This is a genomic window from Bacillus sp. FSL R5-0416 (assembly GCF_037975425.1).
GTDB lineage: Bacteria > Bacillota > Bacilli > Bacillales > Bacillaceae > Bacillus > Bacillus subtilis.
Map to the genome: position 1 here is coordinate 1,161,874 of NZ_CP150252.1, position 18,893 is coordinate 1,180,766.

General features: G+C 46.1%; 20 protein-coding genes. 16 read left to right on the top strand and 4 right to left on the bottom strand.

All coding sequences use genetic code 11. From position 1 onward, the window contains the following. Positions 1-294 (top strand): DUF3784 domain-containing protein, encoded by a 294-nt coding sequence (locus tag NYE20_RS06030; protein WP_003233021.1) that lies wholly within the window; start codon positions 1-3, stop codon positions 292-294. A 135-nt stretch (positions 295-429) separates the two neighbouring features. Continuing rightward, the gene (gene nprB, locus NYE20_RS06035) at positions 430-2,046 is read left to right on the top strand and encodes a neutral protease NprB (RefSeq protein ID WP_015715662.1); all 1,617 of its coding nucleotides are present in this window, start codon (positions 430-432) and stop codon (positions 2,044-2,046) included. A 46-nt stretch (positions 2,047-2,092) separates the two neighbouring features. On the opposite strand, the gene NYE20_RS06040 is transcribed toward nprB, so the two are convergent. Beyond that, the gene (locus NYE20_RS06040; RefSeq protein ID WP_014476410.1) at positions 2,093-2,944 is read right to left on the bottom strand and encodes a DegV family protein; all 852 of its coding nucleotides are present in this window, start codon (positions 2,942-2,944) and stop codon (positions 2,093-2,095) included. 137 nt (positions 2,945-3,081) lie between these two features. Here NYE20_RS06040 and NYE20_RS06045 point away from each other — a divergent pair, with 137 nt between their 5' ends. Beyond that, entirely contained in the window at positions 3,082-3,924 is an 843-nt protein-coding gene (locus NYE20_RS06045; protein WP_003245017.1) for a YitT family protein, read from the top strand. 18 nt (positions 3,925-3,942) lie between these two features. Beyond that, a complete protein-coding gene (locus tag NYE20_RS06050) occupies positions 3,943-4,398 on the top strand; it encodes a BsuPI-related putative proteinase inhibitor (protein WP_014479419.1) in 456 nt (151 codons plus the stop codon). A 30-nt stretch (positions 4,399-4,428) separates the two neighbouring features. On the opposite strand, the gene NYE20_RS06055 is transcribed toward NYE20_RS06050, so the two are convergent. The 3 genes from NYE20_RS06055 to yitU form a co-directional block, all read right to left on the bottom strand. Next, positions 4,429-4,626 (bottom strand): DUF3813 domain-containing protein, encoded by a 198-nt coding sequence (locus NYE20_RS06055; protein ID WP_003245613.1) that lies wholly within the window; start codon positions 4,624-4,626, stop codon positions 4,429-4,431. Further along, a complete protein-coding gene (locus NYE20_RS06060) occupies positions 4,627-4,779 on the bottom strand; it encodes a hypothetical protein (protein ID WP_003245103.1) in 153 nt (50 codons plus the stop codon). It lies immediately after the preceding gene. Between the two features lie 103 nt (positions 4,780-4,882). Continuing rightward, the gene (gene yitU, locus NYE20_RS06065; RefSeq protein ID WP_021479570.1) at positions 4,883-5,695 is read right to left on the bottom strand and encodes a 5-amino-6-(5-phospho-D-ribitylamino)uracil phosphatase YitU; all 813 of its coding nucleotides are present in this window, start codon (positions 5,693-5,695) and stop codon (positions 4,883-4,885) included. A gap of 120 nt (positions 5,696-5,815) precedes the next feature. Here yitU and NYE20_RS06070 point away from each other — a divergent pair, with 120 nt between their 5' ends. The 12 genes from NYE20_RS06070 (at position 5,816) to argF (ending at position 18,813) form a co-directional block, all read left to right on the top strand. Then, positions 5,816-6,583 carry a prolyl oligopeptidase family serine peptidase gene (locus NYE20_RS06070; protein ID WP_161621481.1) on the top strand — a complete coding sequence of 256 codons (768 nt, stop codon included), beginning with the start codon at positions 5,816-5,818 and terminating at the stop codon, positions 6,581-6,583. A 63-nt stretch (positions 6,584-6,646) separates the two neighbouring features. Beyond that, positions 6,647-6,955 (top strand): metal-sulfur cluster assembly factor, encoded by a 309-nt coding sequence (locus tag NYE20_RS06075; RefSeq protein WP_014479422.1) that lies wholly within the window; start codon positions 6,647-6,649, stop codon positions 6,953-6,955. 64 nt (positions 6,956-7,019) lie between these two features. After that, positions 7,020-7,190 carry a YqaE/Pmp3 family membrane protein gene (locus NYE20_RS06080; protein ID WP_003232996.1) on the top strand — a complete coding sequence of 57 codons (171 nt, stop codon included), beginning with the start codon at positions 7,020-7,022 and terminating at the stop codon, positions 7,188-7,190. Between the two features lie 61 nt (positions 7,191-7,251). After that, the gene (locus NYE20_RS06085; RefSeq protein ID WP_161621482.1) at positions 7,252-8,682 is read left to right on the top strand and encodes an FAD-binding oxidoreductase; all 1,431 of its coding nucleotides are present in this window, start codon (positions 7,252-7,254) and stop codon (positions 8,680-8,682) included. Continuing rightward, on the top strand, positions 8,682-9,221 hold the full coding sequence (locus tag NYE20_RS06090) for an MFS transporter (protein WP_003232993.1): 540 nt from the start codon (positions 8,682-8,684) through the stop codon (positions 9,219-9,221). The genes NYE20_RS06085 and NYE20_RS06090 overlap by 1 nt, the downstream gene beginning before the upstream one ends. A gap of 205 nt (positions 9,222-9,426) precedes the next feature. Continuing rightward, a complete protein-coding gene (argC, locus tag NYE20_RS06095; RefSeq protein ID WP_021479565.1) occupies positions 9,427-10,464 on the top strand; it encodes an N-acetyl-gamma-glutamyl-phosphate reductase in 1,038 nt (345 codons plus the stop codon). A gap of 19 nt (positions 10,465-10,483) precedes the next feature. Beyond that, positions 10,484-11,704: a bifunctional ornithine acetyltransferase/N-acetylglutamate synthase gene (gene argJ, locus NYE20_RS06100; RefSeq protein ID WP_339184794.1), complete on the top strand. Its 1,221-nt coding sequence runs from the start codon at positions 10,484-10,486 to the stop codon at positions 11,702-11,704. A gap of 14 nt (positions 11,705-11,718) precedes the next feature. Beyond that, positions 11,719-12,495, top strand: a complete 777-nt coding sequence (gene argB / locus NYE20_RS06105) for an acetylglutamate kinase (RefSeq protein WP_014476417.1) — start codon at positions 11,719-11,721, stop codon at positions 12,493-12,495. Next, on the top strand, positions 12,492-13,649 hold the full coding sequence (locus NYE20_RS06110; protein WP_161621484.1) for an acetylornithine transaminase: 1,158 nt from the start codon (positions 12,492-12,494) through the stop codon (positions 13,647-13,649). Before argB ends, NYE20_RS06110 begins: the two co-directional genes overlap by 4 nt. Positions 13,650-13,719: 70 nt before the next feature. Next, a complete protein-coding gene (locus NYE20_RS06115) occupies positions 13,720-14,781 on the top strand; it encodes a carbamoyl phosphate synthase small subunit (RefSeq protein WP_021479562.1) in 1,062 nt (353 codons plus the stop codon). Then, on the top strand, positions 14,774-17,866 hold the full coding sequence (locus NYE20_RS06120) for a carbamoyl phosphate synthase large subunit (RefSeq protein ID WP_161621485.1): 3,093 nt from the start codon (positions 14,774-14,776) through the stop codon (positions 17,864-17,866). The genes NYE20_RS06115 and NYE20_RS06120 overlap by 8 nt, the downstream gene beginning before the upstream one ends. After that, positions 17,854-18,813 (top strand): ornithine carbamoyltransferase, encoded by a 960-nt coding sequence (gene argF, locus NYE20_RS06125; protein ID WP_032721338.1) that lies wholly within the window; start codon positions 17,854-17,856, stop codon positions 18,811-18,813. Before NYE20_RS06120 ends, argF begins: the two co-directional genes overlap by 13 nt. Positions 18,814-18,893: the final 80 nt, after the last annotated feature.

An 18,893-nucleotide genomic window follows, 5' to 3' on the forward strand; every position in this document is an offset into this window, starting at 1 on the left:
ATGGAAATCAGCATCAATTATCTATTAATTGTCATCGCGCTTTTATTCTTTGTGGTTGCCTATTTTGTCGGAATCAAAAAACAAACCTGGATGCTGGCTGGGTTTAACGAGGCGCGTATACGGGATAAAGACCGGCTGGCCAGAATAGCAGGCTACTTTTTCTTGAATTCCGGTTTGTTCATTTTGCTGAATAGTTTTATCTCATTTCAAGGTCAGGAGCAGCTCATACCTCCGCTTATACTGGCATATGGAGCAGGGGTTATTATTTATGTCAATAAAAAATTAGTAGAGTAGAAAAAGAAGGGCAGAGCGAAATATCTCCGCCCTTCTTTTTTGGGAAAATAAGAACGAAGCACCACATACAAGTTTTTGTATTTTTGATAGGATGAAGAAAAATGGTAGATTCCAAAATAGGAAGGATGTGGTGTTTTGCGCAACCTGACCAAGACATCTCTATTACTGGCCGGCTTATGCACGGCGGCCCAAATGGTTTTTGTAACACATGCCTCAGCTGATCAAAGCATCAAATACGACCATACGTATCAAACCCCTTCATACATCATCGAAAAGTCATCGCAGAAGCCGGTACAAAACACAACCCAGAAAGAATCGCTATTTTCCTATCTTGACAAGCATCAAACGCAGTTTAAGCTCAAAGGGAATGCGAACAGTCATTTTCGCATTTCGAAAACCATAAAGGATCCAAAAACAAAACAAACGTTTTTTAAATTAACGGAGGTTTACAAAGGAATTCCGATTTACGGCTTTGAACAAGCGGTCGCGATGAAGGAAAACAAACAAGTGAAAAGTTTCTTTGGAAAGGTGCATCCGCAAATCAAGGACGTCTCCATCACACCGTCTATTTCTGAGAAAAAAGCAATACATACAGCAAGGCGTGAGCTCGAGGCTTCCATTGGAAAAATCGAATATCTTGATGGGGAACCAAAAGGCGAATTATATATCTATCCACACGACGGTGAATATGATCTCGCCTACCTTGTGAGACTCTCGACATCTGAACCTGATCCTGGCTATTGGCATTATTTCATCGATGCCAAAAACGGAAAGGTCATTGAGTCCTTTAATGCCATTCATGAAGCGGCAGGTACAGGAATCGGCGTATCAGGTGATGAAAAAAGCTTTGACGTCACAGAACAAAATGGGCGCTTTTATTTGGCTGACGAAACAAGGGGAAAAGGGATCAATACATTTGACGCGAAGAACCTGAACGAAACCTTGTTTACGCTTTTGTCTCAACTAATCGGGTATACGGGCAAAGAAATAGTCAGCGGCACGTCCGTATTTAATGAACCTGCGGCTGTAGACGCACACGCAAATGCGCAAGCCGTTTACGATTATTACAGCAAGACATTTGGCCGTGATTCTTTTGATCAAAACGGAGCAAGGATTACGTCTACCGTGCATGTCGGCAAACAATGGAACAATGCTGCGTGGAACGGTGTCCAGATGGTATACGGGGATGGAGACGGTTCGAAATTTAAGCCGCTGTCTGGATCGCTCGACATTGTCGCGCATGAAATCACACACGCAGTCACACAGTATTCCGCCGGTCTTTTATATCAAGGAGAACCCGGTGCATTAAATGAGTCCATTTCTGACATTATGGGCGCGATGGCTGACCGTGATGATTGGGAGATCGGCGAAGATGTCTATACTCCTGGTATTGCAGGAGATTCATTGCGGTCATTGGAGGACCCATCTAAGCAGGGAAATCCAGATCATTACTCGAACCGCTACACAGGAACAGAGGATTATGGCGGAGTCCATATCAATTCGTCCATTCACAATAAAGCAGCTTATCTTCTTGCAGAAGGAGGCGTGCACCACGGTGTACAGGTTGAAGGGATTGGGCGTGAAGCAAGTGAACAAATTTACTATCGGGCTTTAACATATTATGTAACGGCATCTACAGATTTCAGCATGATGAAGCAAGCGGCGATTGAAGCTGCCAATGATTTATACGGTGAAGGCTCGAAGCAATCAGCTTCAGTCGAAAAGGCGTATGAGGCTGTCGGAATTCTATGAGCAAACAAAAACAGTCAGACTCTGTGTCCTGACTGTTTTTGTTTGCTCATTTTCTTAAAAAGAATATCGCCAATGTACCTGGACCGGCATGCGAGCCGATTGCTGAACTGATTGGATGCATAATGATTTCTTTCGGCTTGAACGCTTCCTCAATCAGGTGTTTCATGTCCGTGGCTTTTTCTTTGTTCGCGGCGTAGCTGATCCCGACGGTTTGATCGCTCCAATCATCCCCGCGCTCTTTCATAAGCTCGATGATCCGTTTGAAAAGTTTCTTCTGTCCGCGGATTTTTTCCAGAGGCACAAGCTTGCCGTCCTCCATCTGAAGCAGCGGTTTAATATTCAACAGGCCGCCGACAAAAGCGGACGTTTTGGATATCCGGCCGCCCCTCGCGAGATATGTTAAATCATCAACGGTAAAAATGTGTTCAAGCTGGCTGCAAAAGTTCTTTACAGACGTTTCAATTTCTTGTATTGTATTCCCGTTGATACAGAGATCGGCAGCATGCCGGACAGCCAGACCGTATCCTAATGAAGCGCATTTGGAATCAATGACCCGCAAATCGAAATCGGGGAATTCCTCCTTCACTTCATTGGCGATCATTACAGCTGTCTGATACGTGCCGGAGAGACCTGAGGAAAAGGCAATGTAAAGAGCGGGATCACCTGTTTCGGCATATTGCAAAAACACATTTTTAATCGTTTGCGGTGAAGCTTGGGACGTCTTAGGTGTTTCTCCATTTTGCATCGCTTCAAATATTTGATCCGCATGAATTGTGACTGCATCTTCGAATTCTTTATCGCCGAGAGAAACCCTGAGCGGAATAAAGCCAATGCCTTTTTCTTCAAAATAAGAACGAGGCAAATCAGTAGCGCTGTCAGCGATGAGATGAACTGTCATATTGCTTCCCTTCTTTCCGTTATCGCTCGTTATCATGAGAGTTAAGCCAACTATATCATATTAATTTGCCAAAATCGTGTTCAAATATTTGTTTTAAGGGAAAACATAATAAAGAAGAAAGAGCGGAGGAACATGCCATGGTACTAGATCAAACAAAAAAATTACTCATCGTCATCATCGGCGCTTTACTCAATGCTGCCGGGCTGAACTTATTTTTGATACCTGCAGATGTATATGCCAGCGGATTTACAGGTGTTGCCCAGCTTTTATCAAGCGTCGTTGATCAATATGCCCCCTTTTACATATCGACGGGAACGCTCTTGTTCCTCTTAAACATTCCGGTCGGTATTTTAGGATGGCTGAAGGTCGGCAAATCGTTTACAGTGTACAGCATTTTAAGTGTCGCACTCACTACTCTGTTTATGGGGATCCTGCCGGAAACAAGCCTGTCACATGACATTTTGCTGAACGCGGTGTTCGGCGGCGTCATTTCCGCAGTCGGTATCGGCTTAACATTAAAATACGGAGCTTCGACAGGCGGGCTTGATATCGTCGCCATGGTACTTGCAAAGTGGAAGGATAAACCCGTCGGCACGTATTTCTTCATTCTGAACGGGATTATCATCTTGACGGCAGGATTATTGCAAGGTTGGGAGAAAGCATTATATACCCTGGTTACACTATATGTGACAACGAGGGTGATCGACGCCATTCACACTCGCCATATGAAGCTTACGGCAATGATTGTGACGAAAAAAGCGGACGAAATCAAGGAAGCCATTTACGGAAAAATGGTGCGCGGCATCACAACTGTTCCGGCAAAAGGAGCTTTTACGAACGAACAGAAAGAAATGATGATTATCGTCATCACGAGGTATGAACTGTACGATTTAGAAAAGATCGTCAAAGAAGTTGATCCAAAAGCATTTACGAACATCGTTCAAACGACAGGGATTTTTGGTTTCTTTAGAAAAGACTGACGAAAGCAGGTGGAAGTCGTGAAACGGCTGCTTGTGATGCTCCTCCCCGTGCTGCTTTTGATAGGCTGCGGGAAAGATGAGCAGACAGAACCCGATAAGGAGGTATCAGGCGGAATGGAGAATCAAGAGGTTGTTTTATCTATTGACGCAATTCAGGAGCCTGAACAAATCAAGTTTAACATGTCGCTGAAGAACCAAAGCGAACGTGCTATTGAGTTTCAATTCAGCACAGGGCAAAAATTTGAACTTGTCGTGTATGATTCTGAGCACAAAGAAAGATACCGTTATTCGAAAGACAAAATGTTTACGCAGGCTTTTCAAAACCTGACGCTTGAATCTGGAGAAACATATGATTTCTCTGATGTGTGGAAGGAAGTCCCGGAGCCCGGAACCTATGAGGTCAAGGTGACATTTAAGGGCAGGGCGGAAAATCTCAAGCAGGTTCAGGCTGTTCAGCAGTTTGAAGTCAAATAAGAGGCTATGGCGAGTCGCCATAGCCTTTTTTTATTGCAGTTTGTCCAGCTGATTTTGAAATTGATGCAACTGTTGACGTTCCGCATCTGTCGAATTGGCATACGCAGAAGATACAGCATTTTTGGCTCTCAGAATCGCTTGCTCCTGATCGCCTTCCTCAAAGCCGTTTGTCACCATGACCGCCTGTTGAACAAATGATTTTGCCTGCTGAAACAGTTCATTTCTCATTTAATATTCATACTGCCTTTCAGCCGAGTCTCGTGCCGCGGCATGCTGGTGAGCTTCTTCTAAAGTAGACCGATATGGAAATCTTGCGGCGTGTAGCCCGATGGAGTCTTTACCCTGCTGAATAAACCTTCTGGATTTGCTTCGTTTACCCATTTTGAGACTGCCCCCTTCCATACTTTGACGAGATGAGTCGTCTTCAATAGTATGGTGGGGGAAAGTAAGGTTTATGAGTGGGAAAAATTAATACGGACCTTCTTTAAAGTGAGAAATATTCTTTCAAAAACCTTGCCACGCCGTCCTCTTCATTTGTGGCCGTAGTTCGGTTGGCAATCTGCTTGACCGCGTCAATTCCATTTCCCATTGCAACGCCGCAGCCTGCAAATTCAAGCATTTCCAAATCGTTATCCTCATCTCCAAAAGCAATGATCCGCTCCCTAGGCACGCCGTAATAATCGCTGATTTTCTGCAGGCCGACCGCTTTATTCATGCCGCTTTTGATAATTTCAATGACATGCCACGGAGCGGCCCATCTTCTATGGTCGATCACCTCGGCATGCACATCCGATAAATATGAGCGTATTGCCGGCACATCCTCTTCCTTTGCATGTATGAGTACGGACGTCACATCTTCACCGAGATTTTCCCGCAAGTCTCCGACCGTTACATTTGTTGTGTTCATGTTAAAGGCATCAATCAGGTGCTCATCATGGTAATGAAAGTATACGTCATCAATGACTTCAGCAAGCACGTTATGTACGTTGTAGCTCTCGCTGATATCCACGAGCTGTTTGACAACATCAAGCGGCAGCGACGTATGATACCGTCCCCAGCTGTCGTCTTGCGGATGATGGACAAATGCTCCGTTAAAATTGACAATTGGCGTTGTCAGCTCCATCTGCTGGTAGTACATGGAACTTGAACGATACGGACGGCCTGTTGAGATGCAGACATGATGCCCGTCATCTTTTAGGCGCTGTATCGTCTGAAGGGTGTTTTCAGATATGGTTTTATCATCCTTTAATAATGTTCCATCTAAATCTAATGCGATTAAATAGGGTTTTGTCTCCATGAAAAGCTCCTTTAACCTTAGATTTTGCTTGTTTTGCCTTACTTACAGTGTAGCTTTTTACCATCTTTATTGTCTACATGTTACACTTATGATTATGGTTATCCTAAGGAGGGGCACATTGTGATACAAATTGAGAATCAAACCGTTTCCGGTATTCCGTTTTTACATATTGTAAAGGAAGAGAATAGGCACCGCGCTGTTCCTCTCGTGATCTTTATCCATGGTTTTACAAGCGCGAAGGAACACAACCTTCATATTGCTTACCTGCTTGCGGAGAAGGGTTTTAGAGCCGTTCTGCCGGAGGCTTTGCACCATGGGGAACGGGGAGAAGAAATGGCTGTCGAAGAGCTGGCGGGGCATTTTTGGGATATCGTCCTAAACGAGATTGAAGAGATCGGCGTACTTAAAAACCATTTTGAAAAAGAGGGCCTGATAGACGGCGGCCGCATCGGTCTCGCAGGCACGTCAATGGGCGGCATCACAACGCTTGGCGCTTTGACTGCGTATGATTGGATAAAAGCCGGCGTCAGCCTGATGGGAAGCCCCAATTACGTGGAGCTGTTTCAGCAGCAGATTGACCATATTCAATCTCAGGGCATTGAAATCGATGTGCCGGAAGAGAAGGTACAGCAGCTGATGAAACATCTCGAATTGCGGGATCTCAGCCTTCAGCCGGAGAAACTGCAACAGCGCCCGCTTTTATTTTGGCATGGTGCAAAAGATAAGGTCGTGCCTTACGCGCCGACCCGGAAATTTTATGACACGATCAAATCCCATTACAGCGAGCAGCCGGAACGCCTGCAATTTATCGGAGATGAAAACGCTGACCATAAAGTCCCGCGGGCAGCTGTGTTAAAAACGATTGAATGGTTTGAAACGTACTTATAAAGCACGAAGTTATTAACAAGAGCTGAATTTACGTTATACTGTAGAAAAAAGGAGTGAGGGAACGTGGAAGAAGCATTAAAAGAAAACATCATGGGCGCCCTGGAACAGGTTGTCGATCCTGAGCTTGGCGTTGATATCGTGAACCTTGGTTTGGTATACGACGTTGACATGGATGAAGACGGCTTAACGCACGTGACGATGACACTGACATCAATGGGATGCCCTTTAGCGCCGATTATCGTGGATGAGGTGAAAAAAGCATTAGCGGACCTTCCTGAGGTGAAAGACACAGAGGTTCACATTGTATGGAATCCGCCTTGGACTAGGGATAAAATGTCCAGATACGCAAAAATTGCGCTTGGCATTCAATAAAACAAAAGAGGACAGCCTGATATGTGAGGCTGTCCTTTTTTACAGCTGAAAGGAGTGAAAGGAAATGATGTACCTGCTGGCAGTTTTATGCCCGCCGCTTGCTGTTTTGTTTTCGGGAAAACCGTTTCAGGCCTTGCTGAATCTCATATTGACCTGTATCTTTTGGCTGCCGGGCGCGATTCACGCCTGCTTTATCGTCGCCGACCGCCGTGCCGAAAAACGGGCAAGAAGATAATTTGGAAAAATGAGGACGCAGTCATGGTATAATAGTCATAAAAAACAGCAGGGAGAGCACTATGAAAAAGAAATTGCTTGCATTCGCGCTTTGTACTGGCGCGTATGCGGCCCTGTTTGCGTACTCTGTGAACCCAGAGCAAAAAACAGACACAAGCGAGATGACGGATGTCAGCCGCCTGATGCCTGTAAAAATAAAGCAGACAGTGAAAGGGCAGGAAGAGGAAACGCTCATTGACACAGTCAAAGAGGCAAATCGAAAAAACATAAAAATTTCAATCGCCGGGGCCCAGCACTCCATGGGTGGCCATACATATTATGAGGACGGCATCGTTCTCGACATGACGGGCTACAACAAAATCCTGTCACTCGATCAAGAGAAGAAAACCATCAGGGTGCAAAGCGGTGCAACGTGGAATGATATCCAGAAATACGTGAATCCATACGGACTCGCGGTAAAAGTCATGCAGTCACAAAACATTTTTACAATCGGCGGATCTCTCAGCGCTAATGCACACGGACGTGATATTCGCTACGGCTCGCTGATTGATACAGTCAAATCATTTCGGCTTTTAAAAGCTGACGGGACGATTATCACTGTCACTCCAAAAGATGATTTGTTTACGGCGGTCATCGGAGGGTACGGCCTTTTTGGCGTGATTCTTGATGTAACGCTTGAGCTGACAGATGATGAGCTGTATGTCATGAAGACAGAAAAAATGAATTACAGCACATACTCAGACTATTTTTCAAAGCATGTAAAAGGAAATCCAGATGTCCGAATGCATCTGGCGCGAATTTCAACAGCGAAAAAAGGATTTCTGAAAGACATGTATGTCACGAATTACGTATTGGCTGATCATCAGGATCAACTGCCATCATACAGCGATCTCAAAGAAGATGAGTATACGGGAGCCACAAAGTTTGCACTCGGTTTGTCAAGACGGTATGAATGGGGCAGGAATTGGCTGTGGGACACACAGCAATCCTATTTCCTGAGCCAAAACGGCACAGAGATTTCACGCAATAACGTCATGCGGTCCGAATCAAAGTTTCTTGAGTATGAAAACAATGACAACACAGATGTTTTGCAAGAATACTTTGTGCCCGTGAAGGAGTATGGGTCCTATATTGATGACCTGAGACAAACGCTGTCGGACGAAGATCTGAACCTGCTGAACATTACGATCCGCTACGTGCAGAAAAATGAAAAGGCCGACCTTTCCTATGCGAAGGACGATATGTTTTCGCTCGTACTATTAATAAACGAGGGCTTTTCAAAAGAAGACCAGGCAGATACTGCCCGAATCATCAGGCACATGACAGACGTTGCCATCAAGCACGGCGGCAGCTATTATCTGCCTTATATGACCTACCAGACAAAAGCGCAAATGAGACAGGCATATCCGAAAAGTGAAGCGTTTTTTCAGAAAAAACGAACCTATGACCCGGATGAGCGCTTTATGAATTACTTTTATCAGAGGTATAAATAATGGGGAAAAACAAATTAAAATGGCTGACATTATCACAAAGCAGCGTGTTTTTCGCAAGCAGCTTAATCTTTCCGTTTTATATTCTGTTTGTGAAAAATATCGGCTCAAGCTACACACAGTTCGGTTTTTCCTACGGATTGTTCGGGTTAAGCGGAGCGCTCATTTACCCGCTCCTCGGACGGCTGTCTGAAAGGTTTGACAGCCGTTATTTTCTGCTTCTGAACTCGTGGGGGATGGCTGTTCTGCTTTTATATGTCCCGCATATCGGAAGCGTCGTTCAAGTGTACATCGTCCAAGTGCTGTTAGGGCTCTTTGGAGCGATGCAAAAGCATGGAGAAAAAGTGCTGATCGCTAATTTTACAGACAGCGGAGAGCGTGGAAAGAAGATTGGAAATTACCATTTTTGGACAGCTGTCTTTTCAGCAGCAGCCATTATGCTCGGGGGCTTTCTCGCTGACTTTTTTACAGTGCAAATGATTTTTTATGCAAGCTCTATTCTATATTTTTTGAGTGGATTGATGATGATGAAAACAGGCTGACGCGGTCAGCCTGTTTTTTTATGCGGCTGAAATGCGGTGCCGCATCAACGTTTTTGTGCTGAAGTCATGCTGATTTTTTTGAGCGGAATTTCCATTGAACAGAAAATTTATAAATGAATAAAAATATTAAATATACGATTGAATTAATTTTTATTCATGTTATAATGTTAAATAATTTCACAAAGACCAAGAGGGTGAACTTGTTTTGAAAATAGGAATTGTAGGTGCTACAGGATATGGAGGCACCGAACTTGTCAGGATTCTTTCGCAACATCCTCATGCAGAGGAATGCATACTTTATTCATCCAGCGGAGAAGGGAATGTCTATAGCGAGGGTTATCCTCATCTTACCGGCTTAGCGGATCAGCAGCTGAAGCCGATTGATATGAATACGATCAAACACGAAATAGATATCATGTTTCTCGCTGCGCCGCCCGGAGTATCAAGTGAATTGACTCCAAAGCTGGCAGACGCGGGAATTCCGGTTATTGATCTGTCAGGTGATCTGAGGATACAAGAACCGGCTGAATATGAAAAATGGTATAAACGGACAGCGGCACCGAAGGCGGTGATTCAAGAGGCGGTATACGGTCTGGCAGAACTGAATCAACAGCAAATTCAACAGGCGAAACTCATTGCCAATCCAGGCTGTTTTCCAACAGCTGTTTTGCTTGGCCTCGCGCCATTGGCTCAAAAGAAACTGCTCGATGAATCTTTCGTTATCGTTGACGCGAAGACGGGTGTTTCCGGAGCGGGAAGAAAAGCATCCATGGGAACCCATTTTTCTGAGCTGAACGACAATTTTAAAATTTACAAAGTCAATGAACATCAGCACACGCCGGAAATTGAGCAGGCGCTGAATGAATGGCAGCCAGGCCTCGGGCCCATTACATTTTCGGCTCACTTGGTTCCGATGACAAGGGGCATCATGGCGACGATGTATACCAGATTAACCTGTGATCTATCAGCAGATGACCTGCATGATTTATATTCGGAATTTTACCAAGATTCATATTTTGTGAGAGTGAGGCCAAAAGGTCAGTACCCGCAAACGAAAGAAGTGTACGGCAGCAATTTCTGTGATATCGCCGTGACCCTCGATGAGAGAACGAACAGAGTCACGATCGTCTCGGTAATCGATAATCTAATGAAGGGTGCCGCCGGTCAGGCAGTGCAAAACTTTAATTTGATGAATGGCTGGAATGAAGAAACTGGACTCACCATCACGCCAATTTATCCATAGAACGGGAGAGAATCGAACCATGATTCAGTTAAGTGAAGATCAAATTGTAAAAGTAACAGGGGATGTATCCTCGCCAAAAGGGTTTCAGGCAAAGGGTGTGCATTGCGGGCTGCGCTACTCGAAAAAAGACCTCGGCGTCATTATCAGCGAGACACCGGCTGTGAGCGCAGCAGTTTATACCCAAAGCCACTTTCAGGCTGCTCCGATCAAAGTGACACAAGACAGCTTAAAGCACGGACCGACACTGAAAGCCGTCATCGTCAACAGTGCCATTGCCAATGCCTGCACGGGAGAACAAGGCCTAAAGGACGCATACACAATGCGGGAGAGCTTTGCTTCACAGCTTGGCATTGAGCCGGAGCTTGTCGCTATTTCATCAACGGGTGTCATCGGCGAGCATTTAGACATGGAAAAAATCCACGCGGGGATCGAGCTGCTGAAAGAAACACCTGCGGGATCAGGCGATTTTGAGGAAGCAATTTTAACAACTGATACGGTGATCAAGCAGACGTGCTATGAACTGGCAATCGGCGGCAAAACAGTCACGATCGGCGGAGCGGCCAAAGGCTCAGGGATGATACACCCGAACATGGCCACGATGCTGGGATTTGTGACAACTGACGCGGCAATCGAAGAAAAAGCGCTGCAAAAGGCGCTTCGGGAAATCACTGACGTTTCATTTAACCAAATCACAGTTGACGGAGAAACATCCACGAACGATATGGTATTAGTTATGGCGAATGGCTGCGCCGAAAACGAGTGCCTGACAGAAGACCATCCAGACTGGCAGGTCTTTAAAAAAGCACTCTTGCTCACTTGTGAGGATCTGGCTAAAGAGATTGCCAGAGACGGAGAAGGCGCGACAAAACTAATTGAAGCACAAGTACAGGGAGCGAAAAACAATCTTGATGCAAACGTCATTGCCAAAAAGATTGTCGGCTCAAATCTCGTGAAAACGGCAGTATACGGAACAGATGCCAACTGGGGGCGGATCATCGGAGCCATTGGACACTCCGCAGCTCAAGTGACGGCAGAAGAAGTAGAGGTTTATCTTGGCGGCCAATGCCTGTTTAAGAATAACGAGCCTCAGCCATTCTCTGAATCTCTCGCCAAGGAATACCTTGAAGGAGATGAAATCACCATTGTCATCAAGATGGATGAAGGGGACGGAAACGGGAGAGCGTGGGGCTGTGACCTGACCTATGACTATATCAAAATTAACGCGAGCTATCGCACGTAATAAAGGGGAGCGAAATGAAGAAAACAATCGTTTTTAAATGCGGGGGAAGCGTCATCCGTGAGCTGTCGGAAGAATTTTTTCAAAATCTGAAAGAGCTGATGGCGTCAGGCTGGAAGCTGGCGATCGTACATGGCGGGGGACCGGAAATCACGAATATGCTGAAACGGTTAAATATCAAGACAGAGTTTTCGGGCGGACAGAGGAAAACAACGAAGCCGGTGCTGGAAGTGGCGGAAATGGTTTTATCCGGTTCTGTCAATAAATTTTTCGTTGCTGAGCTTGCCAAACACGGACTGCGAGCCGCAGGCATTTCTGGTAAGGATGGAGGTCTTTTGGAGGCTGATTATCTAGATCCGGAAACATACGGAGAAGTGGGAGAAATCAAAAAAGTCGATGCGTCCATGGTGAACGCGCTGATGGAAAATGGCATCATCCCAGTTATTGCGCCGCTGTCTATGACAAGCGACTGCAAAACGCTGAATGTAAATGCTGATCTGGCTGCTTCAGCAGTCGCCGGAGCGCTTGAAGCCGATAAGCTGATGTTCGTCACGGATGTCGATGGAATCATGAAGGAAAAGCAGCGTCTGGACGTCCTGACCCCTAAGGAGATTCAGATGCTGATCAAGCAGGAAGTGATCACAGGAGGGATGATCCCGAAGGTCAATTCAGCCTTGTCAGCTTTATCAGATCAGGTGTCTGAAGTCATGATCGTAAACGGAAAAGGATCATTCTTCGCAGAACAAACCTTTCAAGGGACAAAAATCGTCAAAGCAAAGGAGGCTGTTTCATGAGCAGCTTGTTTCAAACCTACGGCCGTTGGGATATTGACATCAAAAAAGCAAAGGGAACGTACGTTGAGGATCAAAACGGCAAAACGTACCTCGATTTCATTCAGGGGATTGCGGTATCAAATCTAGGACACTGCCATGAAGCGGTGACAGAGGCAGTCAAAAAACAGCTTGACAGCGTATGGCACGTATCCAACCTGTTTCAAAACAGTCTCCAAGAGCAAGCGGCGCAGAAGCTGGCAGCGCATAGTGCGGGAGATCTAGTCTTTTTCTGCAACAGCGGCGCGGAGGCGAATGAAGGTGCGATAAAGCTTGCCAGAAAAGCAACTGGAAAAACAAAAATCATCACTTTTCTTCAGTCGTTCCATGGCCGCACGTATGCTGGGATGGCTGCGACCGGACAGGATAAAATCAAAACAGGCTTCGGCCCGATGCTTGAAGGCTTTCACTACCTGCCATACAATGATCCTTCTGCTTTTAAAGCTCTTGGGGAGGAAGGCGATATTGCCGCGGTGATGCTTGAAACAGTGCAGGGAGAAGGAGGAGTCAATCCGGCGAGCGCTGAATTTTTATCAGCCGTACAGTCGTTTTGCAAGGAAAAGCAAGCTCTTCTCATTATTGATGAAATTCAGACCGGCATCGGACGGACGGGAAAAGGCTTCGCATATGAGGACTTCGGACTCTCACCGGATATCATTACAGTCGCCAAAGGATTGGGAAACGGCTTTCCGGTCGGCGCTGTCATCGGAAAAAAACAGCTTGGAGAAGCGTTTACCCCTGGTTCTCACGGAACGACTTTCGGAGGAAACATGCTGGCGATGGCTGCTGTGAATGCCACATTGCAAATTGTATTCCAGCCTGACTTTTTGCAAGAGGCTGCTGACAAAGGGGCGCTTTTAAAAGAACAGCTTGAGGCAGAGCTAAAGAGCCCTTTTGTTAAACAAATCCGAGGTAAAGGATTAATGCTTGGAATTGAGTGTGATGGCCCGGTTGCTGACATTATTGCTGAATTGCAGACATTAGGCTTGCTTGTATTGCCGGCCGGCCCGAACGTGATTCGGCTGCTGCCGCCGCTCACCGTAACTAAGGATGAAATAGCAGAAGCCGTCAGCAAGCTGAAACAGGCAATCGCTCATCATTCCGCTGTAAACCAGTGATTTTTTTTCGATATAAAGGCATAAAAATGCATTTTTATAATTAATTATTCATCAAGAGGTGGGCTGTTAGATGGAAGGTTATTTAGTGTTAGAAGATGGGACATCGTTCAGCGGCGAGCTGGACGGTCATGAAAACTGTACGGGAGAAGCTGTTTTTTTCACAGGAATGACAGGCTACCAGGAAGTGCTGACAGATCCATCATATAAGGGACAGATTATTGTATTTACCTACCCGCTGATTGGCAACTACGGCATAAATGAAAAGGATTTTGAAAGCAAGAAACCGCAAGTAAAAGCCGCGGTTGTCTATGAGGCGTGTGATCACTTTTCTCATTATGAAGCGGTATACAGCCTCAAGGAGTATTTACAGAAATGGAACATTCCGCTGTTAACCCATGTTGATACGAGGGCTGTCGTGAAAAAAATCCGGGCAAACGGGACGATGGGTGCGACAGTCACAGCCTCTAAAGAAGGAGCTGAGATTGCCCTTCAACCAGAGAATGTGGCAGAGCAGGCTTCCGCCCAGGAAATCAGCACATTTGGCGACGGGAATAAACATATCGCTCTCATTGATTTTGGCTATAAAAAGTCAATCGCATCATCACTTGTCAAACGAGGCTGCAAGGTTACCGTGGTGCCATACCAGCAAATGGAGGCCGTATACAACATCAAACCCGATGGCATTGTGCTATCGAACGGACCTGGAGATCCGAAAGCAATCCATCCATATTTAGGAAAGATCAAAAGCATCATCAGCCGCTTTCCGACTCTAGGCATTTGTCTCGGACATCAGCTGATCGCGCTCGCGTTTGGAGGGAATACTTTTAAGCTGCCATTCGGGCACAGGGGAGCTAATCATCCGGTCATCGACCGTGAGACGAAACGGGTCTTTATGACAAGCCAAAACCACAGCTATGTGGTTGATGAACAGTCGATTAATGAAGAAGAGCTCACCATCAGGTTTCATCATGTCAATGATACGTCAGTTGAAGGGCTTGCCCATAAAAAACTGCCTGTCATGAGTGTTCAATTCCACCCGGAAGCCCATCCCGGACCTGCGGAAAGCGAATGGATTTTTGATGATTATCTAAAGAATGTGATACCAGCAAGGAGAGAAATCGCGCATGCCTAAAGACACCAGTATTTCAAGCATATTAGTAATCGGCTCAGGCCCGATCATCATCGGGCAGGCGGCAGAATTTGATTATTCAGGCACTCAAGGGTGCATCGCGCTGAAGGAGGAGGGCTACCGGGTCATTCTCGTCAACAGCAATCCGGCGACAATTATGACTGATGAAGCCTTCGCTGATGAAATTTATTTTGAGCCTCTGACAGCAGAAAGCCTGACAGCCATCATTAAGAAAGAACGGCCTGATGGGCTCCTTGCCAATTTAGGCGGTCAGACCGCGTTGAATTTAGCGGTGGAGCTTGAAGAAACGGGTGTTTTAAAAGAGCACGGCGTCAAACTCCTCGGCACATCTGTTGAAACGATACAAAAAGGAGAGGACCGGGAAAAATTCCGTTCGTTAATGAATGAATTAAAACAGCCCGTGCCGGAGAGTGAAATTGTTGATAACGAGGCCGATGCCCTCCATTTTGCGGAATCCATCGGTTTTCCTGTTATTATCAGACCGGCTTACACATTAGGCGGAAAGGGCGGAGGAATCGCCCCTGATAAAGAAGCCTTTACAGCTATGATTAAACAGGCGCTATTAGCAAGTCCGATCAATCAATGCCTTGTCGAAAAAAGCATTGCCGGTTTTAAAGAAATTGAATATGAAGTCATGCGTGACAGCAATAACACATGCATTACCGTCTGCAATATGGAAAATATCGATCCGGTCGGCGTGCATACAGGTGACTCTATCGTTGTGGCGCCGTCACAAACATTGACAGACGAAGACTATCAAATGCTGCGGACAGCAAGTCTGACGATCATCTCAGCACTTGATGTTGTAGGCGGCTGTAACATTCAATTCGCGCTTGATCCATTCAGCAAGCAATATTACGTCATTGAAGTGAATCCGCGTGTAAGCCGGTCATCGGCTCTCGCATCTAAAGCGACCGGTTATCCGATTGCGAAGATGGCCGCGAAACTGGCAGTCGGATACACCCTTGACGAGCTGAAAAATCCGCTCACAGGCTCGACTTACGCAAGCTTTGAACCGGCACTGGACTATGTGATCGTCAAATTTCCGCGCTGGCCGTTTGATAAATTCAAAAACGCAGACCGCAAGCTTGGCACAAAAATGAAAGCCACCGGTGAAGTGATGGCGATTGAACGGAATTTAGAAGCGGCGATACAAAAGGCAGCCGCGTCGCTTGAATTAAAAAATATCGGGACACACCTTCCAGAGCTCAGCGGGTTGTCAATTGATACGCTATGGGATTTGGCAATCACTCCGGATGACCGCAGATTTTTCGTTGTCATGGAGCTGTTGAGCCGCAGCGTCTCGATTGATGACATCCATGAAAAAACAAAAATTGATCCGTTTTTCCTTCATACCTTTGACAACATCATCAAATTGGAAAACCGCCTGATGGAAGCAGGGAGCGATCTCTCTTTTGAATTATTGAAGAAAGCAAAGGAAAAGGGATTCTCAGACGCAACGATTGCCTCGCTGATCAGCAAAACAGAAGAAGAGGTGCGCGTGCTTCGCAAGGAGATGGGCATTACGCCTTCCTTCAAAATTGTCGATACATGCGCGGCAGAGTTTGATGCGAAAACAAACTATTTTTACTCCACATATTTCGGAGAGACCGATGGAGACATCAGCCGCAAAGAGAAAAAACGCGCGCTCATTATCGGATCAGGCCCGATTCGGATCGGCCAAGGCGTTGAATTTGATTACAGTGCGGTTCACGGCGTGCTGACACTGCAAGAGCTTGGGTTCGAAACCATCATGATTAACAATAACCCGGAAACGGTCAGCACCGATTATGAAATTGCGGATCGCCTGTATTTTGAACCGATGACAACGGAGCATATTGTAAACGTGGCGGAGCAGGAGAATATTGATTTTGCAATCGTGCAATTCGGCGGCCAAACTGCAATCAATGCTGCTGAAGCACTCGAAAAAGCCGGCATTACCCTTCTCGGCACTTCGTTTGAAACGCTCGATGTGTTAGAGGATCGGGATCAATTCTATCAGCTTCTTGATGAGCTGGGATTGAAGCATGCAAAAGGAGAAATTGCCTATACAAAAGAAGAAGCCGCTTCAAAAGCGAGTGAGATCGGCTATCCGGTGTTAATCCGCCCATCTTATGTTATCGGCGGAATGGGCATGATCATTGTTGACTCGCAAGCCCAGCTTTCTCAGCTGCTGAATGATGAGGACAGCATGCCATACCCGATTTTGATTGATCAGTATGTGTCTGGAAAGGAAGTCGAAATTGATTTGATTTCCGACGGCGAGGATGTCTTTATCCCGACATATACCGAGCATATTGAACGGGCGGGTGTCCATTCGGGGGACAGCTTTGCCATTCTTCCGGGACCGTCCATCACGAGCGGGCTGCAGCAGGGCATGAAAGATGCGGCACAAAAAATTGCCCGGAAACTTTCATTTAAAGGCATCATGAACATTCAATTTGTGATCGACAATGGAAACATACTCGTTCTTGAAGTGAATCCGAGAGCGAGCCGCACGGTTCCTGTCGTCAGCAAAGTAATGGGCGTTCCGATGATTCCGCTCGCCACACGACTGCTGGCGGGAGCGTCCTTAAAAGATCTAAATCCGACAGTTCAAAATCATCATGGAGTTGCCGTGAAGTTCCCTGTTTTTTCTTCTCATGCGATCCAGGATGTGGATGTCAAGCTTGGACCGGAAATGAAATCAACGGGAGAAGGCATGTGTGTCGCATATGATGCTAACAGCGCCTTGAAAAAAATCTATACAAGAGTCTGGAGTCAAAAAGGCAGCATTTATTTGCAAAACGTTCCGGAAGATGTGAAGGAGTTAGCAGAAAACGCAGGTTTTACAATACATGAAGGAACATTTGCCTCATGGATGGAACAGGAAGGAAAATCGCTCCACATTAATCTGAGCGGTTCTGAAGAAGCACGCAAAGAACGTTTGGAAGCCATGACGCACGGCATCCCCGTCTTTACAGAAGAAGAAACTGTGCGAGCGTTTTTACAAAGCGGTTCAGGCCATCCGCAACCTGTATCTCTCAAAGACCTCTATAAAAAGGAAGTGGCATCATGCACACAGTGACGCAAACCAGTTTATACGGAAAAGATTTATTAACGTTAAAGGACCTTAGTGAAGAGGATATAAACGCCTTGCTCGCAGAGGCCGGTGAGCTGAAACAAAACAAAATTCAGCCTATATTCCATGGCAAAACCTTGGCGATGATTTTTGAAAAATCATCAACGCGGACACGTGTTTCATTTGAAGCGGGCATGGCGCAGCTCGGCGGGAACGCCCTCTTTCTAAGCCAGAAAGATCTGCAGCTGGGGCGCGGTGAGACTGTCGCTGATACGGCAAAAGTGCTGTCAGGCTATGTGGATGCCATCATGATCCGGACCTTTGAACATGAAAAGGTGGAGGAACTTGCCAAAGAAGCTGACATTCCGGTGATCAATGGACTTACCGATAAATACCACCCATGCCAGGCGCTGGCGGATCTCTTGACGATTAAGGAGATAAAAGGGAAGCTTAAAGGCGTAAAAGTCGCATACATCGGTGACGGAAATAACGTGGCGCACTCCTTGATGATCGGCTGCGCGAAAATGGGCTGTGATATCTCAATCGCTTCGCCAAAGGGATATGAAGTGTTAGATGAAGCAGCTGAAGCGGCAAAAACATATGCACTTCAATCCGGCTCTTCTATCACGCTGACAGATGATCCGATTGAAGCTGTAAAAGACGCGGACGTGATTTATTCTGATGTGTTTACAAGCATGGGGCAGGAAGCGGAAGAGCAAGAACGTCTTGCTGTCTTTGCGCCTTATCAGGTGAATGCGGCGCTAGTCAGCCATGCCAAGCCTGACTATACATTTTTACATTGTCTCCCTGCGCATCGCGAGGAAGAAGTGACTGCGGAGATTATTGACGGGCCGAACTCTGCAGTGTTCCAGCAGGCGGAAAACCGTCTTCATGTGCAAAAAGCACTGCTGAAGGCCATTTTATACAAAGGGGAATCATCAAAAAACTGCTGAGCCAAACTCAGCAGTTTTTTTGATGGCAACATATTCACAGCCGCTTAGGCGCATACTACAGCAAAAAGGAAAAGGAGGAA